This window comes from Amycolatopsis sp. A133 (assembly GCF_031082405.1).
Classification (GTDB): Bacteria; Actinomycetota; Actinomycetes; order Mycobacteriales; family Pseudonocardiaceae; genus Amycolatopsis.
In genome coordinates this window covers 196,815-220,858 of sequence record NZ_JAVHJU010000034.1, presented here as the reverse complement: position 1 = coordinate 220,858, position 24,044 = coordinate 196,815, and the positions used below count along the sequence as shown (strand labels likewise).

The 24,044-nt window shown below is 71.4% G+C and carries 28 protein-coding genes; 16 read left to right on the top strand and 12 right to left on the bottom strand.

Annotated features, from left to right (window positions below; translation table 11 throughout):
- Positions 1-5: 5 nt before the first annotated feature.
- The 5 genes from pstA to Q5425_RS22955 all read right to left on the bottom strand — a co-directional run bounded on the left by pstA (position 6) and on the right by Q5425_RS22955 (position 5,132).
- Entirely contained in the window at positions 6-923 is a 918-nt protein-coding gene (gene pstA, locus Q5425_RS22975; RefSeq protein ID WP_308674335.1) for a phosphate ABC transporter permease PstA, read from the bottom strand.
- Positions 924-925: 2 nt separating this feature from the next.
- Positions 926-1,846 carry a phosphate ABC transporter permease subunit PstC gene (pstC, locus tag Q5425_RS22970; RefSeq protein WP_308674414.1) on the bottom strand — a complete coding sequence of 307 codons (921 nt, stop codon included), beginning with the start codon at positions 1,844-1,846 and terminating at the stop codon, positions 926-928.
- Between the two features lie 198 nt (positions 1,847-2,044).
- On the bottom strand, positions 2,045-3,175 hold the full coding sequence (gene pstS, locus Q5425_RS22965) for a phosphate ABC transporter substrate-binding protein PstS (protein ID WP_308674334.1): 1,131 nt from the start codon (positions 3,173-3,175) through the stop codon (positions 2,045-2,047).
- A gap of 225 nt (positions 3,176-3,400) precedes the next feature.
- Positions 3,401-4,306 (bottom strand): mycothiol synthase, encoded by a 906-nt coding sequence (gene mshD, locus Q5425_RS22960; RefSeq protein WP_308674333.1) that lies wholly within the window; start codon positions 4,304-4,306, stop codon positions 3,401-3,403.
- Positions 4,307-4,376: 70 nt separating this feature from the next.
- A complete protein-coding gene (locus tag Q5425_RS22955) occupies positions 4,377-5,132 on the bottom strand; it encodes a response regulator transcription factor (RefSeq protein ID WP_308674332.1) in 756 nt (251 codons plus the stop codon).
- Positions 5,133-5,284: 152 nt separating this feature from the next.
- On the opposite strand from Q5425_RS22955, the gene Q5425_RS22950 reads away from it, so the two are divergent.
- From Q5425_RS22950 to Q5425_RS22910, 9 genes are all read left to right on the top strand, one after another.
- Complete coding sequence (locus tag Q5425_RS22950; RefSeq protein ID WP_308674331.1) at positions 5,285-6,184, top strand: DUF2993 domain-containing protein; 900 nt, start codon at positions 5,285-5,287, stop codon at positions 6,182-6,184.
- A gap of 10 nt (positions 6,185-6,194) precedes the next feature.
- Positions 6,195-6,623 (top strand): thioredoxin family protein, encoded by a 429-nt coding sequence (locus Q5425_RS22945; protein WP_308674330.1) that lies wholly within the window; start codon positions 6,195-6,197, stop codon positions 6,621-6,623.
- Positions 6,624-6,888: 265 nt separating this feature from the next.
- A complete protein-coding gene (locus tag Q5425_RS22940) occupies positions 6,889-7,320 on the top strand; it encodes a DUF4395 domain-containing protein (RefSeq protein ID WP_308674329.1) in 432 nt (143 codons plus the stop codon).
- 26 nt (positions 7,321-7,346) lie between these two features.
- Entirely contained in the window at positions 7,347-8,183 is an 837-nt protein-coding gene (locus tag Q5425_RS22935; protein WP_308674328.1) for a sulfurtransferase, read from the top strand.
- Positions 8,183-8,494: a DUF1416 domain-containing protein gene (locus Q5425_RS22930; protein ID WP_308674327.1), complete on the top strand. Its 312-nt coding sequence runs from the start codon at positions 8,183-8,185 to the stop codon at positions 8,492-8,494. Before Q5425_RS22935 ends, Q5425_RS22930 begins: the two co-directional genes overlap by 1 nt.
- A gap of 260 nt (positions 8,495-8,754) precedes the next feature.
- Positions 8,755-9,369, top strand: coding sequence for an FABP family protein (locus Q5425_RS22925; RefSeq protein ID WP_308674326.1), 615 nt, complete (start codon positions 8,755-8,757; stop codon positions 9,367-9,369).
- Positions 9,370-9,373: 4 nt separating this feature from the next.
- Entirely contained in the window at positions 9,374-9,970 is a 597-nt protein-coding gene (gene pxpB / locus Q5425_RS22920) for a 5-oxoprolinase subunit PxpB (RefSeq protein WP_308674325.1), read from the top strand.
- The gene (locus Q5425_RS22915; protein ID WP_308674324.1) at positions 9,967-10,812 is read left to right on the top strand and encodes a biotin-dependent carboxyltransferase family protein; all 846 of its coding nucleotides are present in this window, start codon (positions 9,967-9,969) and stop codon (positions 10,810-10,812) included. Before pxpB ends, Q5425_RS22915 begins: the two co-directional genes overlap by 4 nt.
- A gap of 98 nt (positions 10,813-10,910) precedes the next feature.
- Positions 10,911-11,336 carry a hypothetical protein gene (locus Q5425_RS22910; protein ID WP_308674323.1) on the top strand — a complete coding sequence of 142 codons (426 nt, stop codon included), beginning with the start codon at positions 10,911-10,913 and terminating at the stop codon, positions 11,334-11,336.
- On the opposite strand, the gene Q5425_RS22905 is transcribed toward Q5425_RS22910, so the two are convergent.
- Complete coding sequence (locus Q5425_RS22905; protein WP_308674322.1) at positions 11,315-12,163, bottom strand: aminodeoxychorismate lyase; 849 nt, start codon at positions 12,161-12,163, stop codon at positions 11,315-11,317. The two genes, Q5425_RS22910 and Q5425_RS22905, sit on opposite strands and share 22 nt — an antisense overlap.
- A gap of 31 nt (positions 12,164-12,194) precedes the next feature.
- Here Q5425_RS22905 and Q5425_RS22900 point away from each other — a divergent pair, with 31 nt between their 5' ends.
- Genes Q5425_RS22900 through Q5425_RS22890 form a run of 3 tightly spaced genes read left to right on the top strand, consistent with a single transcriptional unit; the run spans position 12,195 to position 14,879 of the window.
- A complete protein-coding gene (locus tag Q5425_RS22900; protein ID WP_308674321.1) occupies positions 12,195-13,334 on the top strand; it encodes a folate-binding protein in 1,140 nt (379 codons plus the stop codon).
- A 49-nt stretch (positions 13,335-13,383) separates the two neighbouring features.
- Positions 13,384-13,947: an aerial mycelium formation protein gene (locus tag Q5425_RS22895; RefSeq protein ID WP_308674320.1), complete on the top strand. Its 564-nt coding sequence runs from the start codon at positions 13,384-13,386 to the stop codon at positions 13,945-13,947.
- Positions 13,944-14,879 (top strand): asparaginase, encoded by a 936-nt coding sequence (locus Q5425_RS22890; RefSeq protein WP_308674319.1) that lies wholly within the window; start codon positions 13,944-13,946, stop codon positions 14,877-14,879. The genes Q5425_RS22895 and Q5425_RS22890 overlap by 4 nt, the downstream gene beginning before the upstream one ends.
- 35 nt (positions 14,880-14,914) lie before the next feature.
- On the opposite strand, the gene Q5425_RS22885 is transcribed toward Q5425_RS22890, so the two are convergent.
- The gene (locus tag Q5425_RS22885) at positions 14,915-15,811 is read right to left on the bottom strand and encodes a hypothetical protein (protein WP_308674318.1); all 897 of its coding nucleotides are present in this window, start codon (positions 15,809-15,811) and stop codon (positions 14,915-14,917) included.
- A gap of 207 nt (positions 15,812-16,018) precedes the next feature.
- Here Q5425_RS22885 and Q5425_RS22880 point away from each other — a divergent pair, with 207 nt between their 5' ends.
- Entirely contained in the window at positions 16,019-16,207 is a 189-nt protein-coding gene (locus Q5425_RS22880; RefSeq protein ID WP_308674317.1) for a DUF3073 domain-containing protein, read from the top strand.
- A gap of 120 nt (positions 16,208-16,327) precedes the next feature.
- The gene (locus Q5425_RS22875; RefSeq protein ID WP_308674316.1) at positions 16,328-17,182 is read left to right on the top strand and encodes a 3-hydroxybutyryl-CoA dehydrogenase; all 855 of its coding nucleotides are present in this window, start codon (positions 16,328-16,330) and stop codon (positions 17,180-17,182) included.
- Here the strand turns inward: Q5425_RS22875 and Q5425_RS22870 are convergent.
- From Q5425_RS22870 to Q5425_RS22855, 4 genes are all read right to left on the bottom strand, one after another.
- Positions 17,173-18,000 carry an ECF transporter S component gene (locus tag Q5425_RS22870; RefSeq protein WP_308674315.1) on the bottom strand — a complete coding sequence of 276 codons (828 nt, stop codon included), beginning with the start codon at positions 17,998-18,000 and terminating at the stop codon, positions 17,173-17,175. The genes Q5425_RS22875 and Q5425_RS22870 overlap by 10 nt on opposite strands.
- A 274-nt stretch (positions 18,001-18,274) precedes the next feature.
- A complete protein-coding gene (locus Q5425_RS22865; RefSeq protein WP_308674314.1) occupies positions 18,275-19,885 on the bottom strand; it encodes an ATP-binding cassette domain-containing protein in 1,611 nt (536 codons plus the stop codon).
- Entirely contained in the window at positions 19,882-20,952 is a 1,071-nt protein-coding gene (locus tag Q5425_RS22860; RefSeq protein WP_308674313.1) for a CbiQ family ECF transporter T component, read from the bottom strand. The genes Q5425_RS22865 and Q5425_RS22860 overlap by 4 nt, the downstream gene beginning before the upstream one ends.
- A complete protein-coding gene (locus Q5425_RS22855) occupies positions 20,942-21,565 on the bottom strand; it encodes a hypothetical protein (protein WP_308674312.1) in 624 nt (207 codons plus the stop codon). The genes Q5425_RS22860 and Q5425_RS22855 overlap by 11 nt, the downstream gene beginning before the upstream one ends.
- Before the next feature lie 77 nt (positions 21,566-21,642).
- Here Q5425_RS22855 and Q5425_RS22850 point away from each other — a divergent pair, with 77 nt between their 5' ends.
- On the top strand, positions 21,643-22,551 hold the full coding sequence (locus Q5425_RS22850; RefSeq protein WP_308674311.1) for a Gfo/Idh/MocA family oxidoreductase: 909 nt from the start codon (positions 21,643-21,645) through the stop codon (positions 22,549-22,551).
- 296 nt (positions 22,552-22,847) lie between these two features.
- Positions 22,848-23,594, top strand: a complete 747-nt coding sequence (locus Q5425_RS22845; protein WP_308674310.1) for a GNAT family N-acetyltransferase — start codon at positions 22,848-22,850, stop codon at positions 23,592-23,594.
- Here Q5425_RS22845 and arfB read toward each other — a convergent pair.
- Positions 23,591-24,007 carry an alternative ribosome rescue aminoacyl-tRNA hydrolase ArfB gene (gene arfB, locus Q5425_RS22840; RefSeq protein WP_308674413.1) on the bottom strand — a complete coding sequence of 139 codons (417 nt, stop codon included), beginning with the start codon at positions 24,005-24,007 and terminating at the stop codon, positions 23,591-23,593. The two genes, Q5425_RS22845 and arfB, sit on opposite strands and share 4 nt — an antisense overlap.
- Positions 24,008-24,044: the final 37 nt, after the last annotated feature.

Below are 24,044 nucleotides of genomic sequence, written 5' to 3'. Positions count from 1 at the left end.
ACAGCTCACTTCTTCTTCGGGGCGACGAGGCGCGCGAACACGGTGGCGAGGAGGTTGATCACAGCGATGATGAGCACCAGGGTCAGCGCCGCGCCCCAGATCCGGTCGAAGCCGACCGAGCCGGGATCCATCGAGTTGGTGACCCGCTCGTTGTTCATCAGCAACGGCAGTGCCGCCTGCTCGCCGCTGAAGATGTCCCAGTTCGTGTAGGCGGAGTAGCCCACCAGGACCAGCAGCGGCGCGGTCTCGCCCATCACGCGGGCCAGCGCCATCATGATGCCGCCGATGATGCCGGACATCGCCGTCGGCAGGACGATCTTCATGATCGTCTTCCACTTCGGCACCCCCAGCGCGTACGACGCCTCGCGCAGGTCGTCCGGGACGATCCGCAGCATTTCCTCCGACGAGCGGACGACCACCGGGATCATCAGCAGCACCAGGGCCAGCGACACGGCGAAACCGCTGCGCGGCAGGCCGAAGGTGGTGATCCAGAGCGCGTAGATGAACAGCGCGGCGACGATCGAGGGGACACCGGAGAGGATGTCGACCATGAACGTCGTGGCCTTCGCCAGCTTGCCCCGGCCGTACTCGACGAGGTAGATCGCCACGAGCATGCCGATCGGCACCGCGATGATCGCGCAGACCAGGCCCTGCAGCAAGCTGCCGATGATGGCGTGCAGCACGCCGCCGCCGACCTCGTCGGACAGGTAGTTGCCCAGGTCCTGCGACCACCAGTTGGAGTACGGGAGGCGCTTGATGCCGTTCGCGACGACCGTGTAGAGCACCCACACCAGCGGGACTACGGCGATCAGGAACGACAGCCAGACCAGCGTGGTCGCGATGCCGTTCTTGACCTTGCGGGCGAGGCTGACCTGCTGGAACGCCGGCGTCGTGGCGGGGGCCTCGAGCGTGGTGACGGACATGCTCAGTCTCCCTTCTTGCCGATGACGGACCGGGCCGCGAAGTTCACCACGAACGTGAGCACGAACAGCACCAGGCCGGCCGCGATGTACGCGCCCGCCGAGATCTCGTTGTTGAACTCGCTGTAGTTCGCGGCGATCTTCGACGCGAAGGTGGCGCCACCGTCGAAGAGGCTCCAGTCGAAGTTCTTGCCCTGCGGGATCAGCAGGATGACGGCCAGCGCGATCGTCTCGCCCAGCGCACGGCCGAGACCGAGCATGGACGCGCCGACGTACCCGGCCTTGCCGAACGGCAGCACCGTGGTGCGGATGACCTCCCAGCGGGTGGCGCCGAGCGCCAGCGCACCCTCGATGTGCGGCGTCGGCGTCCGCTCGAACACCTCGCGCGAGAGCGACGTGATGATCGGCAGGATCATCACGGCCAGCACGATGCCGGCGGTGAAGATCGTGCCGCGCACGCTGGGCGCGACGTTGCCGGGCGCCAGCAGCGGGAACCACGAGAACGTGTCGTTGATCCACTGCGAGAACGGCTCGATCGCCGGAGCGAACACGAGGATGCCCCAGAGGCCGAAGATGATCGACGGCACCGCGGCGAGCAGGTCGATGACGTACCCGAACGGCCGCGCGAGCCGCTTCGGCGCGTACTGGGTCAGGAACAGCGCGATGCCCAGCGAAATCGGCATCGCGATGACCAGCGCCACGAGCGACGTCGCCACCGTGACCTCGAGCAGGTCGAGGATGCCGAACGACATGTTCGCGGGGTCGCTGGTCGACCAGCCGTGGTTCGTCAGGAAGTTGGCCTTGTTGGCCTGCAGCGCCGGGATCGCCTGGATGAGCAGGAAGAGCCCGATCAGGCCGATCAGGCCGACGACGAAGATCCCGGCCCCGGTGGTCAAGTTCTGGAAGATGCGGTCACCGGGCCGCACCTTCTTCGGTTTCTCACCCGCGGGCGGTTGCTTCTCCGCCGGCGGGGCTTGCTGCTCCGAAATCGGGACCTCCGGGGGCGTCGTGACGGACGACGAACGCCCACCGGGGTCGCCGGTGGGCGTTCGCGTCGAGGATGACTCGCTCATCAGCTACTTCTGACCAGCCTCTATCACTCGGATTTCAGTCGCAACGCCGGTTCAGGAGATGGCCTTGACCGCGGCCAGGACCTTGGTCTGCAGGGACTGCGGGATCGGCACGTAACCCTTGGCGGACAGCGGCTGCTGGCCGTCGGTGGCGGCGACCGTCAGGAACGCCTTGACGGCCTTCGCGACGTCCGGGTTCGCGTACTTCGAGCAGACGATCTCGTAGGTCGTCAGCAGCAGCGGGTAGGCACCCGGGGTGTTGCTGGCGTAGATGCCGTTGAGGTCGAGCGCGAGGTCGTTCGACCCGTCCTTGAGGAACTTCGCCGCGTCGAGGGACTTGGCCACGTTCGCCGCGCTGAGCTCGACGCCGCCGGAGCCGCTGTCGATGAGGGCCGGGGTCAGGCCGTCCTTGGCGAACGCACCCTCGACGTAGGTGATGCCGCCGTCGGAGGCCTTCACCGCGGTCGCGACGCCGTTGGAGCCCTGCGCACCGTTGCCGACGCCACCGTTGAACTTCTTGCCGGCACCCTTGGTCCAGTCGGCCTTCGCGGCCGCACCCAGGTACTTCTGGAAGTTGTCGGTGGTGCCCGACTCGTCGGCGCGGGAGACGACCTGGATCGGCTTGTCCGGCAGGTTCAGGCTCTCGTTGCCCTTGACGGCCTTGATGGCCGGGTCGTTCCACTTGGTGATGCCACCGCTGAAGATCTTGGCGGTCACCGCCGGGGTCAGCGTCAGCTTGTCCACACCGGACAGCTTGTAGGCGACGGCGATCGGGCCGACGACCAGCGGGATGTTCCACGCGTCGCTGGCGCAGCGCTTCTTGGCCGCCTCGGCGTCGGCGTCCTTGATCGGCGAGTCCGAGCCGCCGAAGTCGATCTGGTTGGCGTTGAACTGCTTGACGCCGGCGCCCGAGCCGCTCGGGTTGTAGTTGACCTGCTGGCCCGAGCACTTCTTGCCGTACTGCTGCGTGAAGATGTCGATGGCGTTCTTCTGGGCCGACGAACCTTCGGCGGAGAGCGGGCTCTTGCCACCGCACTCCACGTCGGCGGTGCCGGTCGCAGCGGGCGCCGAAGCCGAGTTCGAGCTGCTGCTGTTGGTCGCCGCGGGGTCGGAACCACAGGCGGCGAGCACGAGGGCGGCGCTCGCGACGATGCCCACCGCGCTCAGGGGCCGCATGATCTTCACTGCTGTTTCCTCCATCAGGAGCTTGACCGGGTCGCCGCGGCTGTGCTGCCGCGCCGATCCGGACATTAGGCAGCGCCGGTGGACGGTCGGCCCTCTCCAGATGAACGCAAAGTGAACAAGGCTCCGGATGTGAGCAGTGCTACTGACTTGGGTGAGCCCCGTGTCCGGGCCGTGACCTGCGCGTTCGCCCTCCGTGACGGACTGTTCGCGCGGTGTCCATAGTGGTCACCGACCGTACTGGACGTCGGTTTCGTGACGCGCAAACCCGAGCTTGGTGTAGACCGCCAGCGCCGGCGCGTTGTCGCCCTCGACGTACAGGATGATCTGCCGCAGGCCCCGGCCCGCGAGGTACCGCAGCCCGGCGAGCGTGAGGGCCCGCCCGAGCCCGCCGCCCTGCGCGGCCGGGTCGACACCGACGACGTACACCTCGCCGACGCGTTCGCCGCCGAACCGGCCCGGCGTCGGCTCGTGCACCTTCGTCCAGTGGAAGCCGATGACCTCGCCCTTTTGTTCGGCGAGGAAGAAACCGTCCGCGTCGAACCAGGGCCGCCGCTCGTCCGCGCGGACGTCGTCGGCGGTCATGGCCCCCTGCTCGGGGTGCCAGTCGAAGGCCCGCGCGTTGACCCGGACGACGGCGTCCTCGTCCTGCCCCGGCACGAACGTCCGCAGCGAGACGCCGTCGCGCAGCACCGGCTCGGGCCAGTCCGCGCCCTCGGCGTCGACGTGCAGGATCAGCAGCTCGCGCTTGCGCTCCAGGCCGGTCTTCCGGGCCAGGCGCTGCGCGGCCGGGTGGTCGCCGTGGGCCCAGACGCGGAAGCCGACGGCGGCCCGCTCGTCGAGCGCCTGGAGCAGCTTGGCGCCGTAACCGCGGTTGCGGTGGGCCGGGTGCACGAACAGCTCGGCGACCTGGTGCCCGAACGAGTTGCCAGTGGTGTTGAGGTGGGCGTAGCCGACGACGTCGCCCTCGACGCAGGCGACGAGGTGCTCACCGCCGTCGAACTCGCCGGGCAGCGCGCCGTCGGGCTCGACCTCGGGCCGCCCGTCGGCTTCGCGCACGGCCAGCAGCAGCCCCCGCACGTCCTCGAGCTGCTGTTCGTCCAGTTCCTGGCGCCACTCGCCGTCTCCGCTCACCCTGCGACCGTACCCGTGACGGAGGCAACGCGATGGTTGTGCGGGACGTCTTCCGTGCGCGGAAGGGGGATCAGTGGGCGAGTTCGGGAGTTTCGGCCGAGGGCTCGGCGGTGGCCTGCGCGGCCACGCCCGGCCGCGGCCCGCCGCTCTTGGCCGGCCGCTCGAACTTGTAGCCGACGTTGCGCACGGTGCCGATCATCTGCTCGTGCTCGGGGCCGAGCTTGGCGCGCAGCCGCCGGACGTGCACGTCGACCGTGCGGGTGCCGCCGAAGAAGTCGTAGCCCCAGACCTCCTGCAGCAGCTGGGCGCGGGTGAACACCCGGCCCGCGTGCTGCGCGAGGTACTTGAGCAGCTCGAACTCCTTGTAGGTGAGCTCCAGGGTGCGCTTGCGCAGGCGGGCGGTGTAGGTCGCCTCGTCGATCACCAGCTCGCCGACCCGCAGCTCGGCGTCGACCTGCGCGGAACCGCCGTCGCGGGTCGTGACCAGCCGCAGCCGGGCGTCGACCTCGGCCGGGCCCGCGGTGGGCAGCAGGATGTCGTCGGTGCGCCACTCGGCGCTCACGGCGACGAGCCCGCCTTCGCCGACGACCGCGATGATCGGGGTGGCCGCCTCGTCCTCGCCGGTGCCCTTGAGCAGGCGGCAGAGGCTCTTCGCCGAGGCCAGGTCGCTGCGGGCGTCGAGGACGATCACGTCCCGGTGGCCCGCGTCGAGCAGGGCCGTCACCTCGGGAGCACGGACGCGTACGGTGTGCGGCAGCAGATCCAGTGCGGGGAGCACCGAAGTGGCGTCGGCTTCCGCAGTCAGTACCAGAAGGTCCAGGCTCATCAGCCGCACCGCCTTCTCGAGTCGTCGCCGCACGGCGGCTTTGGTCGGTGCTAAGTGAGAATAGCGGCTGAACGGCCGGGCACCTAACCCTTGCTGGATCGATCACACCTGGCGGAATGCGGGTGTCCCCGACGAACAGGAGTACGGAAGCGATGGTGAGCAGGCCCGTGACCCGGGACGACCGACCCGCACCGAGGCCGGACGCACGACGCCGCGGCCGCCGCGCCCGCCGCTGGGTGATCGCCCTCATCGTGCTGGTGCTGCTGCTGGTCGGCGCCGATTTCGGGGCCGCCGCGTACGCCGAGCACATGATTTCGCAGAAGGCCCGCACGCAGCTGCAGCTGAGCGACGACCCGTCGGTGACCATCCACGGCTTCCCGTTCCTCACGCAGGCGCTCGGCGGTGACTACCGTCACATCAGCGTGTCCGCCGCCGGTGTGCCCGTCGCCGGCAAGCTCCAGGACGTCGCGGTGAACGCCGAGCTGGAGAACGTCGCGGCGCCGTTGTCGGACCTCGCCAACGGCAACACGAAGGCGATCACCATCGGCGAGCTGACCGGCTCGGTCACCATCAAGGCCGCCGACCTGGCCCGCCTCTCGCCGCTGGACAAGATCAAGGACCTGCGGATCGAGCCGTCGACCACGGAGTACGTCGAGAACGGCGACGCCGGCCAGAGCGAGCCCGCGCCGACCACGACGAAGACCACCGAGGGCCAGCCCGACCAGGACGAGTCGAGCACCGGTGTCCGCATTTCGGGACACCTTCAGTTCGCGGGCAAGGATCTGGAAATCTTCTGTTTCGCGATGATCGAAGCGGACGCCGCCAAGGGCACGATCAACTTCCTCCCCAAGCGGCTGCAGTTCGGGAACGACCAGGAGACCACCGTGGTCCCCGCGGCCGTGCAGAAGGTGCTGATGCCGAACTTCAACGCCTCGATCAGCACGAAGGACCTGCCGCTGTCGGTCACCCCGACCGGCGTGCAGGTGCACAGCGGATCGGTGACGATCAAGGGCAAGGCGGCGAACGTGTCCTTCGCGGACCTGAGCAAGTAGGGAGCGGCCGGTGACGGGACTGTGGGTGCTCGTGGCGACGCTGGTGGCCGCCGCGGCCGTCGGCGTGCTGCTCCGAGCGCGCAACGGCCGTGTGCGGGCCGCCAAGCCCGCCGCTCGCGAGCTGCCCGCTCCCGTCACCGCCGCCCTCGACCCGGCGTCCGCGGTGACGCTGGTCCAGATCTCCACCACCTTCTGCGCGCCCTGCCGGCACGCGAAGGCCGTGCTCGCGCCGCTGGCCGAGCGGACGGCCGGCCTGCACCACGTCGAGCTGGACGTGACGAACCAGCCGGAGGTCGCGCAGGCGCTGTCGGTGCTGCGGACGCCGACCACGATCGCGCTGACCCCGGACGGCCGGGAGCTCCTGCGCGTCGGCGGCGTCCCCAAGGGGCCCGAGCTGCTCGACGCGTTGCGGCCGCATCTCACGACGCGGACGGCCTGACCAGGGCGTTGTCCCGGAAATCGGGAATCGTCCCAAGGTATGAACGTGGTTCCCACTCTGAGGGAGCTCTGGGTACCCTCGCACCCGTGACCGGGCTGACCACCTTCTTGACGCAGCGACGCGCAGTCGACCTCTGCCGCGTCCGCAGCAGCCTGTGTCGCGCTCGGCCCGACCGGCGCTGAACCTTTCGACCCGGTCCCCACCAGCCCTGATGCCGCTGACGCGTGCCGTTCGCACGCACCCTCTCCGCCCAGCTGGAGGATCCATGTCCGCCGGACCGGCCGTCGACCCGCGAGGCCCGCGGTTCGCCGCCATCCTGACCACGATCGTGCTCGCGATCGTCCTGGTCACCGAGTGGTGGCCGCTGCTGGCGCTGCAAACCGTCGTGTTCGCGATCGGCGCCTTCGTGGGGCTGAAGCCGGCGCCCTACTCGATCGTGTACCGCGCGCTGGTGGCCCCCCGGCTCGGCCCGACGTCCGAGCGGGAGGACGCGGCGCCGCTGCGGTTCGCCCAGGCCGTCGGATTCGTCTTCGCCCTGGTCGGCACGATCGGCTTCGCCGTGGGGATCACCCCGCTCGGCATCGTCGCGACGGCGTTCGCGCTGTTCGCGGCCTTCCTCAACGCGGCCTTCGACTTCTGCCTGGGCTGCGAAGTGTTCTTGCTGGTCAAACGCTTCAGCCCCACCCGCGCGTCCTGACCCAACCCAGAAAGAGAGTCCAGTTCATGAGCCGTGAAGACGTCCTGGTCACCACCCAGTGGGCCGAGGAGAACCTGGACACCCCCGGCGTCGTGTTCGCCGAGGTCGACGAGGACACCACCGCCTACGACGCCGGCCACATCCGGGGCGCGGTGAAGTTCGACTGGCGCAACGACCTGCAGGACGGGGTGCGCCGCGACTTCGTCTCCAAGGAGGGCTTCGAGAAGCTCCTCTCGGAGAAGGGCATTTCCAACGACGACCTCGTGATCCTCTACGGCGGCAACAACAACTGGTTCGCCGCGTACGCGTACTGGTACTTCAAGCTGTACGGCCACGAGAAGGTCAAGCTGCTCGACGGCGGCCGCAAGAAGTGGGAGCTCGACGGCCGCGAGCTGAACTCCGACGAGGTCAAGCGCGACCGCACCGAGTACCGGGCCCAGGACCAGGACCTGTCGCTGCGCGCGTTCCGCGACGAGGTCGTCCAGTCGATCGGCTCGAAGAACTTCGTCGACGTCCGCTCCCCGGACGAGTTCTCCGGCAAGCTGCTCGCCCCGGCGCACCTGCCGCAGGAGCAGTCCCAGGTTCCCGGTCACATCCCCGGCGCGCTGAACGTGCCGTGGGCGAAGGTCGCCAACGAAGACGGCACCTTCAAGACCGAGGAAGAGATCAAGGAGCTCTACAAGGACGAGGGCATCGACGAGGGCAAGGGCACCATCGCCTACTGCCGCATCGGTGAGCGCTCCTCGATCGCGTGGTTCGCCCTCCACGAGCTGCTGGGCTACGAGGACGTGAAGAACTACGACGGTTCATGGACGGAATACGGCTCGCTCGTCGGCGTGCCGGTCGAGTTGGGAGCCAAGTGATGGCGGTTGACGACAGCTGCGGCGCACCGGTCCAGGAGGCCACGCCGTCGGACTTCGACACGCGCGGGCAGGTTGTGCTCGCGGGCAAGGTGACCGGCGCGGACGGGCCGGTCGGCGGCGCGTTCGTCCGGCTGCTGGACGGCGGCGGCGACTTCACCGGCGAGGTCGTCTCGTCGGCCGACGGCGACTTCCGCTTCTACGCGGCACCGGGCGAGTGGACGGTCCGTGCGCTGCACCGCACCGGCAACGGCGAAGCTTCGGTCACGGCCGACGGCCCCGGCCTGCACCAGCTGGCCATCTCGGTGGCCTGAGTCCCACCTCCGGGGCCGCACTTTCACGTGAAAGTGCGGCCCCGGAGGTGCGCACTTTCACGTGAAAGTGCGAGTCCGGGGGCCCGGTGCGGTGACCGTGCTCACCGCGGCGACCCTGCGCAGGGCCGTCCGGGTCCGGGCGGACTATTCTGCGGGGCGTGGAAGCCATCTTTACGACTCTGCTGGTCCTCGCCGGCATCGCGATCACCTGGTTCGCCGTGTACGTCGTCTACCGGCTGTACGCGGACCAGCGCTGACCCATGACCGCCAGCGGCGACGAAGCCATCGTGGCAGCGGAGAAGCGCGCGGAGAGCACCCGCTCGCGCAACCTCCCGCTGTGGGACGACCTGCCCATCCCCAACGACACCGCGAACCTGCGCGAGGGGCCGAACCTCAACGACGCCTGCCTCGCGCTGCTGCCGCTCGTCGGCGTCTGGCGCGGTGAGGGCGAGGTCGACTACCCGACCATCGACGGCCCCCGCAAGTTCGCGCAGCAGCTGACGATCTCGCACGACGGCCGTCCGTTCCTGATCCACGAGTCCCGTGCGTGGCTGCTGGACGACGACGGCAACGTCATCCGCCCCGCCGCCCGCGAGTCCGGGTTCTGGCGGCCGCAGGCCGACGACACGATCGAGCTGCTGCTCACGCACAACACCGGCATCGTCGAGCTGTACTACGGCAAACCCCGCAACCAGACGTCGTGGGAGCTCGGCACCGACGCGGTGATCCGCACGGCCACGGCCAAGGACGTCACCGCGGCCCAGCGGCTGTACGGCCTGATCGAAGGCTCCCTCGGCTACGTCGAGGAACGGGCGATGACCGGCCAGGAGATGCAGCCGCACACCTCGGCCCTGCTGCACCGCGTCGTCGGCTGAGGCCGTGCGCTGGCGGCGGTGTGGCGAGGACGCCGCCCTGCTCGACTGCGACTCGCTCGAGCAGATGCGGGCGGCGCACGCGGCCGTCTCGGCGGCGCGCCCGCCCGGGGTCGTCGAGCTCGTGCCCGGGGCGCGCAGTCTGCTCGTGGTCGGGGGTGTCGCGGCGGTGCGGGCGCTGCTGGCCGACGCCGACCTCGCGCACCCGCCGTCGGAGGAGCCCCGCGAAGTGACCCTCGACGTCCGCTACGACGGCGAGGACCTCTCCCTGATCGCTTCGGACGCCGGGATTTCGCCGGACGCCGTCGTCGCGATGCACACCGAAGCCGGCTACACGGTGGCGTTCACCGGCTTCGCGCCCGGCTTCGGCTACCTGACCGGCCTCCCGCCACAGCTCCAGCAGCCTCGCCTGGAGTCCCCGCGGACCCGCGTCCCGGCCGGGTCGGTCGGGCTCGCGGGCGAGTTCACCGGCGTTTACCCGCGCGAGTCACCGGGCGGGTGGCGGCTGCTCGGGCACACGTCGGCGACGCTGTTCGACCCGCACGCGGACCCGCCCGCGTTGTTCGCGCCGGGTGACCGCGTCCGCTTCCGGAGCGTCCGATGAGGTCCCTGGAGGTGCTCGACCCGGGCCGGTACGCGCTGGTGGAGGACCTGGGCCGGCCCGGTTACGCCCACCTGGGTGTCGCACCGTCGGGGGCACTCGACGCGGCGTCGCTGCGGCTGGCGAACCGGCTCGCCGGCAACCCCGAGGACGCCGCCGGGATCGAAGCCCTGCTCGGCGGGCTTTCCGTGCGGTTCACGGCCTCGGTGACGGCGACGGTCACCGGCCCGGCGGTCGACGTCCGCGTCGACGGCCGACCGGCAGGCTCCCACGTGCCGCTGCCGGTTCGCGCGGGGCAGACGCTGTCGGTCGGGACGCCGTCGGCCGGGCTGCGGTGCTACCTGGCGGTGTCCGGCGGAATCGCCGTCGAGCCGGTGCTGGGCAGCCGCTCCCGGGACGTCCTGTCCGGCATCGGCCCGCCGCCGCTTCGCGCCGGCGACGTGCTCCCGCTCGGCGTCCCGGGGATCGCGGCGGGCGCGGATGTCGTCGTGCCGGTCCGGGCCCCGGGCGAACTCGTGGTGCCCGTGACGCTCGGCCCGCGCGACGACTGGTTCGCCGACCCGGCGGGCGGCCTCTCGGCGTGGTGGACGGTCACCGCCGAGTCGAACCGCGTCGGCCTGCGCCTCGACGGGACGCCGTTGCGCCGGACCACCGACGGCGAACTGCCCAGCGAAGGTGTCGTCACCGGCGCGATCCAGGTCCCGCCGAACGGGCGGCCGGTGGTCTTCCTCGCCGACCACCCCACCACCGGCGGTTATCCCGTCGCCGCCGTCGTCAAAACCGCCGCGTTGAGCGCGCTCGCGCAAGCTCGGCCGGGTACCCGAATCCGGTTCCGGCCTTCCTGACCAAGCCGTACCGCCGCGCGGGTGAGACCCGGGTCACGCCCTGCACCCGTCCGGGTAGGGGCTGGAACCATGTCGCGCCGTCACCCGTCCTGATAAGTGTGGAACAGGTGACGATCAGCGGTGGCACGGGTTTCCTCGACGTGAACACACGAGCGCGGGCGGAGCTGCCGCAATCGCTGCGGATCGCCCTCGCCACCGGGCAGCTGCGCCGTCCGCTGGCCACCACGCTCGGGCCGGTCCTCGACCTGCTCGTCGACGGCGACTACCGCGTGAGCGGCCCGGAACGGCTGCCCGAGGACCGGCAGCTCACGCCGACCGACACCTGGCCGCCGTCGGACGAATCCCGCGTCGGTTACTACCGGACGGCCATCCGCACCGGGCACCGGCCGGTCGCGGTGGTGCTGGCCGGCGCCGAAAGCGAGCTGATCATCGACGGCCACCACAAGATCGCCGCCTACCGCGCCGAAGAGGTCGCCCCCGCCGTCGTCCGGATCACCCAGGGTCAGGCGTATTCGCCCTCGTAGGCCGCGAGGAGCTCGGCGTACACCGCTTCGGAACCGGGCAGGCGCTCGCCGTCGAGCGTGTGCACCCGGGTCAGCTTGCGCACGCTCGAAGCCATGAACACGCCGTCGCCCTCGACCAGGTCGCGGACCGTCAGCGGCTCGACCTTGACCGCCCAGCCCGCCTTCTCGGCGCCGCGGAACAGCGCGGCCTGCGTGGTGCCCGGCAGGATGCCGATGCTCGGCGGCGGTGTGTAGAGCGTCCGCCCCTTCGCCAGCACCACGGTCGACGTCGGGCCTTCGAAGATCGAACCGTCGGCGGCGGTGAAAATCACATCTTCGGCCCCGCGGCGGCCCGCCTCGCGGACCGCGGCCATGTTCATCGCGTACGACAACGGCTTCGCGCCGAGCAGCAGCCAGGGCGCGCGCTCGGCGAGATCCGGCGGGAAACCGCGTTCGAGGGTGATCGCGGCGACGCCTTCGGCGCGGGCTTTGCGGATCGACGGCGCGACCTCCGAACCGAGCGCGAAAGCGGTCGGCTTCGCGGCCGGGTCGCCGTCGGATCCCCTCGTGTACACCAGTTTCAGCACCATTTCCGCGCTGCCGGCCCACTTTTCGAGCACCAGCGAAACGACCCGTTCCCAGGCCGCGAGGTCGGGCTCGGGCAGGTCGAGCATGGCCGCCGAGCGGGCCAGCCGCTCCAGGTGCGGCCGGAGTTCGCGGGGCTTGCCGTCGACGACGAGGATCGTCTCGAAGACGCCGTCGCCGCGCATCAGCCCGAGGTCGTCGACCTTGATCTGGGCCTGGTCGGGGTCGGCCGGGGTTCCGTCGAGGAAGACGAGCACGCGCATTCCGACACCGTACTCACCTAGGCTGGGCGGTATGCCGTACCGCTCGCCGCTGCTGGACGTGCCCGGATCGATCCCTCCGCCCGAGTCGGACCCTGCCCACCCGGAGGCCGGCGTCCCCTGGCACTGGGGAGACCCCTTCGCGGAGCAGCGCACGGCTTCGCGCAGCGTGGTCGTGATCGACCGGTCGCACCGCGAGTTCCTCGCCGTCACCGGCGAAGACCGGCTGTCGTGGCTGCACCTGGTGATCTCGCAGCACGTGACCGGCTTGGCCGAGGGCTCCGGCACCGAGGCGCTGGTCCTCGACAGCCAGGGCCGGGTCGAGACGCACATGGTGCTGGCCCACCTCGACGGCACGGTCTACCTCGACAGCGACGCGAACCCTCGCGTGACGAGCGCGCTGCCCAAGGGCGGCCCCCAGACGCTGCACGAGTACCTCGAGGCGATGAAGTTCTGGTCCAAGGTGGACATCCGGGACGCGACGGGCGAGCTCGCGCTGCTCACCGTGCTCGGCCCGGACGCCGAGCGCGTGCTGAGCGCGGCCGGCGCCGAGGTCGGGCCGGAGCCGTACGCGGTCGCGGCGCTGCCCGGTGGCGGGTTCGCGCGGCGGATGCCGTGGCCCGGCCGGTCCAGCGTGGACCTGGCGGTGCCGCGCGCGGCGCTGGTGGACTGGTGGAAGCGGCTCACCGACGCCGGCGCGCGAGCGGCGGGCAGCTGGGTGTTCGACGCGCTGCGCGTCGAATCGGTGCGGCCGCGGCTGGGCGTCGACACCGACGACCGCACGATCCCGCACGAGGTGGGCTGGGTCGGCTCGGCCGCGCACGTCGCCAAGGGCTGCTACCGCGGTCAGGAAACGGTGTCGAAGGTCCACAACGTGGGACGCCCGCCGCGGAACCTGCTCCTGCTGCACCTGGACGGATCCCCCGCGGTCACCCCGGAGACCGGCGATCCGGTGCTGCTCGACGGCCGGACGGTCGGCCGGATCGGCACGGTGATCCAGCACCACGAGCTCGGCCCGATCGCGTTGGCGCTGGTCAAACGGTCGACGCCGGTGGGCGCGGAGCTGCTGGCGGGATCGGAGGACAACCTCGTCCAGGCGGCGATCGACCCCGATTCGGTGCCCTCGGAACAGCCCGCACCCGGCCGCGCGGCGGCGGCGCAACTTCGTGGCTGACCGGACGGCCCTGACAGCGAGATCACGCTCAACCGGGATAAACTGCGCTGTGATCGAAGTGCGGCCCGGCGGCAGGCGGCGGATCGACCGCGTGCTCGGCCCGGGGTACCTCAGCGGCCTGGGTGAATTGCCGCTGAAGGTGCTGCGCGAGCGGCGCGACGAAGCCGCGCAAGAAGAGACCGACCTGTCCTACCTGCGCCGTCTCCTGCACGCCCGCATCGACATCGTGCGCGCGGAGCAGGCGCGGCGAAGCTCGGGCGGCGAAGCCAGCATCGTCGACCAGCTGGCCACGATCCTGGCGGACAACGCGCTGGGCCCCGCGGCGGGTTCGGGCCGGCACCAGCAGCTGGAGCCGTCCCGGGCCGGCGAGCACCGCCGGCACGCCGAGGCCCTGATCGGCGACACGGACCTGACCGACGTCGGGTCGCTGTCGGACGAGAAGCTCGCCTCCGCATTGGACACGTACGCGAGCGAAGAGCTGTCGGTGTCGTCCTTCCGCCGCGAGGTGCAGGGCGTGATGGACACGCTCAACGCGGAGATCGCGAAGCGCTACCAGCAGGGATCGGCCACTGTGGACGAGCTGCTGGAGAACGAAGGCGGCCGCGCCGAGTGACCAACCCCGTGCTCGCCGAAGTCGTGCGGTCGGGTTTTGTCGAAAGCGCCCACCGCGGCGCGCTCGTGGTGACCGGCCCCGAAGGCCAGGTCCGCCTGGCCCTCGGCGACGTGGTCTCGCCGGTGTCCCCGCGGTCGTCGAACAAGCCGCTGCAGGCGGTCGGCATGCTGCGCGCGGGCTTGGGCTTCACGGACGAGGACCTGGCGCTGGCGTGCGCGTCGCACTCGGGTGAGCCCGGCCACGTGAAGCGGGTGCTGGAGCTGCTGGAGGCGGCCGGCCTGCGCGAAGAGGACTTGGCGTGCCCGCCCGACTTCCCGTTGCACGTACCGAGCATGCGCGACGCCGCCGAGCCCCGCCGGGTGATGATGAACTGCTCGGGCAAGCACACGGCGATGCTGACGACGTGTGTCCGCGCGGGCTGGCCGGTATCGGGCTACTCGGCGCCGGACCACCCCCTGCAGCAGGCGATCGCGCTCGTGGTCGCGGAACTGACGGACGAGCCGATCGCCCACACGGGTGTCGACGGCTGCGGCGCGCCGCTGTTCGCGTTCTCGCTGACGGGGTTGGCTCGGGCGTTCGGCCGGATTGCCTGTGCTGCAGAGGGGTCTTCGGCGGCGGTGGCTTCGGCGATGCGGGCGCACCCCTGGCTGGTGGCGGGGACGGGCCGCGAGGACACGACGCTGATGTCCGCGGTGGAGGGGTTGATCGCGAAGGCGGGCGCGGAAGGGGTCCAGGCGTTCGCCTTGCCGGACGGTTTCGCGGTGGCGATGAAGGTGGACGACGGCGCGAAGCGGGCTTGTGCGCCGCTGGCGGTGGAGGCGCTGCGGTATCTCGGCGCGGACGTGTCCGGGCTGGCGGAGCTGGCCCGGCCCGCGGTTTTGGGCGGCGGGCAAGCGGTCGGCGAGATCCGGGTGCCGGAGCTGCGGGGCTGAGCAGCCCCCGACGGCCGTTCGCGGTGGTCCCGGTCCTAGTTGGCGCGTTCGCGGGCGGCCACGTCGCCCCAGAATTCCCGCAGGTCGGAGAACAGCTCGGCCAGCTCCTCGACGTTGCCCGAGCGCAGGGCGTCCAGGATGTCGTGGACCTCGTCGGCCGTGTTGTCGGCCTCCAGGACCGGGTCCGTAAACAGCTGGACCAGGCCGCCGTAGTCGAGCTCGATCACCGAGTCCGCGTGGAAGTTGTCCAGCCAGCGGCGCGTCTCGAACAGCACCCGGCCCGGCCCCGAGTCGCCGAACGTCTGCTCCAGCAGCTCACCCGCCTCGCGGGCGCGGTGCTGCGCGTCGGCGAGCGTCGCGCGCCAGGACAGCTCGCGCTTCGGGTCGGTGCGGCCGCTGCCCAGCACCAGCCGTCGCTCTTCCGGCTCGATCAGCACGAACCACGGCAGCGGGACCGTCCACGTGGTCGACAACGTGTGCGCCGCCGACGTGCTCAAGTCCACCATCGCCGACTTGGTCCGGGCGCGGATCGTCTCCTGGGTGAAGCCACCCTCGTCGAGGACGACGTTCTTCAGCGCCGGGTGCGCGTCACCGAGGAACGTGACCAGCGCCGCCGCCGAGCGGGCCCGCAGCTCGAGCGGGCAGACCAGCGGACCGTGTTCGGCCTTGCCGCCCGGCACCTCGCCGGGATCGAGCACCAGGACGTCGGTCAGCAGGCTCGGCGCGGGACGGCCGTCGGCGAGCTCGGCGGGCAGCAGCCGCCGCGGTGCGGCGACCTGTGACTTGAGCCACATGGCCTGCTCGCGCGCTCCCGCGTCCGTCCGCCTCAGCTTGGCCGCCGCGACGGCCGCACGCAGCCGTTCGTCCGGCGGATCGCCCAGGGCGAGCAGGGGTTCGTACACCCGCAGGTAAGCCACAAAGGGACGGAGCACGGGTAGATCGTGGCACGTCTACCTGCACCGATCGCCACCGACCGGCCGGTAACCGGTGTCCGGCGGACACTGTCGTGACCGGCACACCGTGCCACGTCGCATCGAACCCCCCGGACACGGTACGGTGTGAGCAGGAAATAATTGTCGAGACGATGCGGGGCCGCCGATTCCCCCGGCCGCCCCGCCCCTGTGCGAGGGGGTCGAGCCATGGGGCGCGGCCGGGCTAAGGCCAAGCAGACGAAGGTGGCGCGTGAGCTCAAGTACAGCTCGCACGAGACTGACTTCGATGCTTTGCAGCGCGAGCTGTCGAGTAACTCCTCCAGTAGTCATTACGAGGAGTCCGACAGCGATGATCAAGACCCGTACGACGACGGGTACGACGAGTACCGTCGTTGAGCACGCGTAACCGCGCGAGGGTGGAGCCGGCCACAGCCGGCAACCGCCCTCGCGCGTCGCGTGCTGCCCAAAATCGTGTCAAAAGCACGCGGGCCTGCGAAGCGATGAAGGAGTGAGCCGGTGGTAAGTCGGGTTGGAGTCGTCGGGGCGGGCCTGATGGGGTCCGGTATCGCCGAAGTGCACGCGCGGTCCGGATTGGACGTCGTGGTCACCGAGGTGAACCAGCCGGCGCTCGACGCGGGCAAGGCGCGCATCGAGAAGTCGCTGCAACGCGGCATCAAGAGCGGCAAGCTCTCCACCGAGGACGCCGACGCGGCGCTCGCCAGGCTCCGGTTCACCACGGACATCGCCGAGTTCGCCGACCGCGAACTGGTCATCGAGGCGATCCTCGAGCAGGAGCAGGCGAAGGTCGAGGTCTTCCGCCAGCTGGACAAGATCGTCGAGGCCGAGGACGCGCTGTTCGCGTCCAACACGTCGTCGATCCCGATCATGAAGCTGGGCATGGCGACGAGCCGCCCGCAGCAGGTGGTCGGCATCCACTTCTTCAACCCGGTGCCGGTGCTGCCGCTGGTGGAGCTGGTCCCCTCGCTGCTGACCAGCGAGGAAACCGCCCGCCGCGCGGAGGAGCACGCGACGACGGCGCTGGGCAAAACGGTCATCCGCTCGCAGGACCGCGCCGGGTTCATCGTGAACTCGCTGCTGGTGCCGTACCTGCTTTCGGCGATCCGGATGATCGAGTCGGGTTTCGCCTCGGCCGAGGACATCGACCGCGGCATGGAGCTGGGCACCGCCCACCCGATGGGCCCGCTGCGCCTGTCCGACCTGATCGGGCTGGACACGATCAAGGCCATCGCGGACTCGATGTACGCGGAGTTCAAGGAGCCGCTGTACTCGTCGCCGCCGTTGCTGCTGCGCATGGTGGACGCGGGCCTGCTCGGCAAGAAGACCGGCCGCGGCTTCTACTCCTACAGCTGACCCCGGTCGAACGTCACGGGCGCGCCGAAGGCCGCCCGCCTGGCGGCGCGCCGCAGCACGGCCAGGACGGCCGGCCCCAGCAGGACGATGGCGACCGCGTTGGTGACGGCGCGGCCGGTGTCCCAGCCGAGGGTCGACGTCAGGACGGTGTACACCGCGAACCGGTGCAGATTTTCCGGCAGCGGCGCGCCGGGCACGAACCCGAGGTCGCCGCTGGTGCCGGCGAGGAACGGCCACGACCACAGGCTCATCAGGAGCCCGAAGAAGTAGGCCGCGAAGACGCCGTAGGCGACCAGCAGGGCGATCTCGGCTTTGCCACGCGGTGTCCGCGGCAGCAGCCCGGCCCCGAGCCCGATCAGCGACGACGCGAGCATCTGGAACGGCAGCCACGGCCCGACCCCGGCGGTGAGCAGCGCGCTGGTGAACAGCGAAGTCGAGCCGAGCACAAACCCGAACCCGGGCCCGAAGACGCGACCGGCGAGCACGAGCAGGAAGAACACCAGCTCAATGCCGCCGGTACCCGCACCGAGCGGCCGCAGCCCCGCGTTGACGGCCGAGAGCACCCCGAGCAGGGCGAGCGCCTTGGCATCGATGCCGCCGCGGGAGAGCTCGGCGAGCACAACGAGGATCAGCACCGGCAGGGTCGCCATGAAGACGAAGGGTGCGTCGATCGTGTGCGCGGCCGCGGTGGGTTGCGGGTGGGTGAACAGGGGCCAGCAGAACATGGCCAGGCCGAGGAGGCTCGCGACGGTCAGGACCAGCGCGGGCCGCGGGGTCAGGCGGATGGGGCGAGGCGGTGGGCCGAGGAAGTCGGTCATGCCGGGACCTGGGCCGGTTCGGGGGCGCGGACCGGTGGACGCGGGTCGACGGCGAAGGCCGGCGAGGCTTCGGCTCGGCAGCGAACCACCGCTGGGCGCGGGCCGATGGCCGAAGTCGGCGAGGCTTCACGTCGGCGCTGAGCCATGGCGAACTCCGCGCCGGAGCGGTCGCGCGCCTGCGGGACACCACCCACCGCGACCCGCCGGCCGGCGGAGCCTGCTCGTCGGCTTCGGCCCCCCGCCCGCCCCCGCCCCCTCCCCTCCACCTGCGTCCTCATGCCAGTGCTTCCGCGACCTCGTCCACCGTCAGCCACCGCTCCGGGGCCAAGATCTTCGCCACCTGCGGGGCGAACGCCGGTGATGCGACGACCACCTCCTTCGTCGGGCCGTCCGCTACCACCTCGCCCTCGGCCATGACCACCACGCGGTCGGCCACCGTGGCCACGAACTCGACGTCGTGGGTGGCCAGCACCACCGCCCGGCCCTGCGAGGCCAGCTCTCGCAGGATCGTGGCGAAGCGCCGTTTCGCGTGGTAGTCCAGGCCGCGGGTGGGCTCGTCGAGCAGCACGACCGGTGGGGCCGCCGCCAGCTGGACCGCCAGCACCAGCGCCAGCCGCTGCCCTTCCGAAAGATCGCCGGGGTGCGCTTCACCGGCGATCCCGGGGGCGAGCCGGTCCAGCAGCGCCCGGGCCGTGCCTGCCGGCACCTCCGATTCCGCGTCCGCCTGTGCGCACTCGGCGTCCACCGAATCGAGGTACAGCAGGTCGGCCGGGGTCTGGGGGACCAGTCCGACGCGCTGACGGGCCACTCGTGGCTTGAGCGACGCCGGGTCAGCTCCGCCGACGTCGACCTTCCCCGCCGACCTCGGCCCGCTGCCCTGCACCGCCCAGAGAAGCGACGACTTGCCGGAGCCGTTGCGTCCCATCAGCGCGACCACTTCCCCCGGCCCGACACGCAGGTCGACCCCGCGCACCGCCAGAACATCTCCGTATCGGACCACCACCCCTCTCACATCCAGTGCCGAACCGGTCACCGAGAGACTACGACCCACCACCGACAATTTTTGGCGACTCAGCGAGAGCCGCGAGCGCAGCGGCCCCGCGACCCGCCGCGCGTCCCGGACCGACAGCGGCAGCGGTGACCAGCCCGCGAGCCGTCCCAGCTCGGCGATCGGCGGGGCGATCGACGACGTCGCCAGGATCTCGGCGGGCGGGCCGGAGCGCACCGAGCCGTCGCCCGGCAGGTACAGCAGCCGGTCCGCGTACTGCGCGACGCGCTCCATCCGGTGCTCCGCGACGATCACCGTCGTCCCGAGGTCGTGCACCAGGCGCGTGATCGCCGCGAGCACGTCCTCGGCGGCCGTCGGGTCCAGCGCCGACGTCGGTTCGTCGAGCACGACCACCGAGGGGTGCGCCGTCAGCACCGAGCCGATCGCGACCCGCTGCTGCTGGCCGCCCGACAACGTCCGCAGCGGACGGTTGCGCAGCTCCGCGATGCCCAGCAGGTCCAGGGTTTCCTCGACCCGCTTGCGCATGACCTCCGGCGGCACCGCCAGCTGCTCCATCGCGTACGCGAGCTCCTCCTCGACGGTGTCCGTCACGAACCCCGCCAGCGGGTCCTGCCCGACGACGCCGACGACCGAGGCCAGCTCCCGCGGTGGGAACGCCGCGGTGTCGCGCCCGGCCACGAGCACCCGACCGGCCAGCCGGCCGCCGGTGAAGTGCGGGACGAGCCCGTTGATCGCGCCGAGGAACGTCGACTTGCCGGCCCCGGTCGGACCGGCGACCAGGCACAGCTCTCCCTCCTCGACCAGCAGGGACACGTCCGAGAGCACCGGCCGCGCCGCGTCCGGGTAGGTCACCGTGACCCGGGAGAACTCGATCACCGGACGACCTCCAACGACGGCGGCGGGGGTGCGACGAACGCCGGGAGCACGGCGACCAGCAGGGACAACGCGTGCACCGGCGAGACTTCCGGCCAGCGCAGCGGGCTCAGCGAGGGGAACAACCGCCCCGGATCGACCCGCGCGGTGACGAACAGCAGCGCGCACGCCCCGGCTCCGGCCGCGACGACCAGCGTCTCCGGCCAGCGCCACGGATCCGGCCGGTACGCCGTCCGCCGCACCCGGCGCCCGCCGAGGACGAAGCCCGCGACGGCCACGACCAGGCCGCCCGCCAGCAGCGGCACCCCGAGCCAGGACGGCGACGTCCCGTCGAGCACACCGTAGACGCCGACGCACACCCCGACCAGCCCGAACAGGACGCACGAAGCGATCAGCACGCGCAAGCGGAAGCTCAGGTCGGCCCGGCGGCCGTAGCCCCGGGAGTCCATCGCGGCCGCCAGCCGCAGGGACCGGTCCATCGCGTCCTCCAGCACCGGCACCACGATGCCCTTGACCGCCCGCAGCCCGCGAGTCCGGCCCGCCCGCAACCGGCGGGCCCGCCGCACGCGCTGCACGCTCTCGACGAGCTGGGGGGCGACCGTCAACGCCACCGTCACCGCCGTGCCGACCTCGTACAACGCTCCCGGCACCGCCTTGAGCAGGCGTTTCGGGTTGGCCAGGGCGTTCGCCGCACCGACGCAGACGACCATCGTGGCCAGCCGCAGGCCGTCGTAGAAGCCGCCGAGCAGCTCCTCCGCCGACGCCGGCCCGAACAGGGACAGCCCGGCGATGAGCGGGATCCGCGGCAGCGTGAACAGGACGTGCCCGCCGTCTTCACCGCCGATCAAGATCCGGAACAGCACGCGCGAGGCGACGATCAGCGCGCCGACGTAGACGTACAGCCGGAACGCCAGTGCCCAGGGCGCGTCACTGCGCCGGTTCGCGACGACGAACCCGGCGATCGCGATGATCAGGCCGAGCAGCAGCGGGTTCGTCGTGCGGCTGGCGGCGACGGCCAGCGCGAGCGCCCAGGCCCACCAGGCGCCGGGGTGCAGCGCCCTACTGCGCACGCCGGCGACGGGCGACGACGATCCCGGCGCCGCCGACCACCACGATCACGACGGCCCCGATCACCAGGCCCCACGGGAACGAACTGCCCTGGTCAGCGGCGGGCGCGGGGGCCGGCGAAGCAACCTGGCGCACCGGCGGCACCCGGGGCGGCGACGGCAGGTCGTTCGCGGACTTCGGCCGCGCGAACGCCCACCCTTCGAACCCGCCGGCCGTCGGCTTCGCCGTCTGCGCGCCTTCCTGGCTCGACGTCCAGCTGCCGCCGGCGGAGGCGTGCCAGTAGCTCCAGTACGCCGTGGCCGACGGCATCCCGGCGCAGGGTTCGACGTCCGGGCCGGGCTTGCCGTTGATCCGGCAGGCCACGGCGAGGCCGTACTTCTGCGAACCGGCCACCTCGATCCCGGCGTCCTGCAGGGCAGCGACGCCGTTCGCGGGTGTCCCGGGGGCGCAGCGGATCAGCGGCTCGGGGCCCAGGTCGCCGAAGTCGACGACCACCGTCACGCCGTCGCCCTCCGGGCAGGCGCCTTCGGTACCCGTCGCCGAAGCGGGTGCGGCACCCACGAAGGCGGCGCCGAACAGGAGAGCGCAAACAACGGCGAAGCGGGACGCGATCATGCAGGCACTTTAACCACGCCGGCGCCCGGCGATGGTGCGGTTCCGGCGCGACGCGGGACACACCTAGACTGCGGGCCGTGGGACAGCTCATCGCGGACGGACAGCTGCGCGTCGGCCTAATCGGCGCCGGCCCGTGGGCGACGACGGTGCACGCGCCAGGACTGGCGGATCACCCCGGCACGGCGCTGACCGCGGTCTGGGCCCGGCGGCCGGAGGCGGCGCAAGCGCTTGCGGAGACGCACTGCGCGACGGCCGCCGCCAGCGTCGAAGAACTGTTTGCGCAGGTCGACGCGGTCGCGTTCGCCGTGCCGCCGTCGATCCAGGCGGCGCTGGGCGTGCGCGCGGCCGAAGCGGGGAAGCACCTGATCCTGGAGAAGCCGATTGCTGCCGACCTCGACGGCGCGCGGCGGCTGGCCGACGCCGTCGCGACCGCCGACGTGGCCGCGCTCGTCATGCTGACCCTGCGCTATTCGGCGCAGACGCAGGAGTGGCTCGCCGGTCTCGCCCAGGCGGGCGGCTGGGCGGGCGGCGGTGCGCGCTGGCTGTCCGGTGCCCTGCTCGGCGGCCAGTACGCCACCTCGGAGTGGCGTCAGGACGACGGCGGCGCGCTGTTCGACATCGGCCCGCACGCACTCGACCTGCTGGACGCCGCGCTCGGCCCGATCACCGAGGTCGTGGCGGCCCGGCAGAGCCCCGGCGACCTCTGGCACCTGATGCTGGCCCACGACGGCGGTGTGGTCAGCACGGCCACGCTCTCGCTGCGGCTGCCGGTGCAGCCGACCGTCGTCGAGGTCGCGGTCTGGGGGCAGCACGGTTACCGGACGCTCGGGCGCAAACCGGGCTCGGCGCAGGAGTCCTACACCGCGCTGCTGGACGACTTCGCGGCGATGATCGCGAGCGGCACGACGACGCACCCCTGCGACGTCCGGCGAGGTCTGCACCTGCAGGCACTGCTCGAGCAGGCGCGGCAACTGGCCGTGAAGTAGTACACAGGCACCCTTCGCGGATTTCCCTTGCACGGCAGGGGTTACCGGCTTTTCCGGAAAATTCATCCACAGGGTTGTCCACAGCATCCACTGTGGACAGTGCGCGGCCCGGTAAACCCCTTGCCCGCCGTGCGACCATGGCGGGGAAGAGCCCGTTCGAGTCCAAGGAATGACTGCCTATGCCTGGCGCCGTCTCCGGCGTCGGCCCCCGCTAGGCCCGACGCCCAGCGCCCCGCCCGCACCCCGTCTGGGGGCTGCGGTTCCTTGACACGCTCTCGAAAGGCTCCAACCCAGCAATGTCTGCTATCCAGGCTTATGTCCGCACGACGGCGCCGCGCGGCCGGGAAACCGAGCGGGTCGGCCCGTTCCTCGCCACCTACTCGCCGGGCACGGCCCACCCGATGCTCAACTACGCGATCCCGGACGACAGCGCCAAGCCGACGGCGGCCGAGATCGACGCGCTGACCGCGGCCTTCCGGCGGCGGGACCTGCTCCCGCGGCTGGAGTACTTCACCGAAATCGCCCCCGACCTGGAGAAACTGCTGGTCGAGGCCGGGTACGAGCTCGAGCGGCGGGTGCCGCTGATGACCTGCGCGCCGGGCGAGCGGGTCGACCAGCCGGCTCCGGCGGGGATCCGGCTGCGCGTGCCGGAGTCCGGCGAGGACTTCCGGCGCATGCGGTCGGCGCAGAACACGGCGTTCGGCGAACCCGCCGAAATCGGCGACGAAGAGGTCGAACAGCTGAAGGCCGGCGCCGGGGTGCGGCACCTCCTGGCGGAGGACATCGCGACGAAGACGGTGGTCGGCGGCGGGCTCGCGCTCGAAATCGTCGACGGCACCACCGAGGTCGCCGGGATCGCCGTGCTCGAGCCGTACCGCGGCCGCGGGATCGCCGCGGCGCTCACCGCGCACCTCACCCGCGAAGTCCACGAGGCCGGAGCCCACACGGCGTTCCTCACCCCCGGTGACCTGGGGATCGGGAACGTCTACGCCCGCGTCGGCTACCGGCCGGCGGGCGAGTGCGTGCACCTGTCGCTGAGCTAGTCCTCGAAGCGGCCGGAGCGGCCTCGCTTCACGTCGCTCCGGCGCTTCTTCGACGCCAGGCGGCGCTCCTTCGAACCGCGGGACGGTTTTGTGGGGCGCCGTTTGGCGGGCGGCGGGGCCGACGCGTCGAGCAGGAGGTTCACCAGTCGGCCGCGCGCGGCCTCCCGGTTCTGCAACTGCGAGCGGTGTTCGCTGGCCGCGATCGTGAGGACGCCGTCGACCAGCCGTGAGCCGAGCCCGGCCAGCACCCGGTCACGCAGGTGTTCGGGGATCGACGGCGACGCGGCGACGTCAAAGGACAGCTCCACGCGCGAGTCCGTGGTGTTCACGCCCTGCCCGCCGGGGCCGGACGAGCGCGAAAAGCGCTCGCTCAACTCGGCTCCCGGGATCACGAACCGGGAGCCGATCACCACGTCCTCGGCTGCCACCCCTCAAGTGTGACAGCCGCGG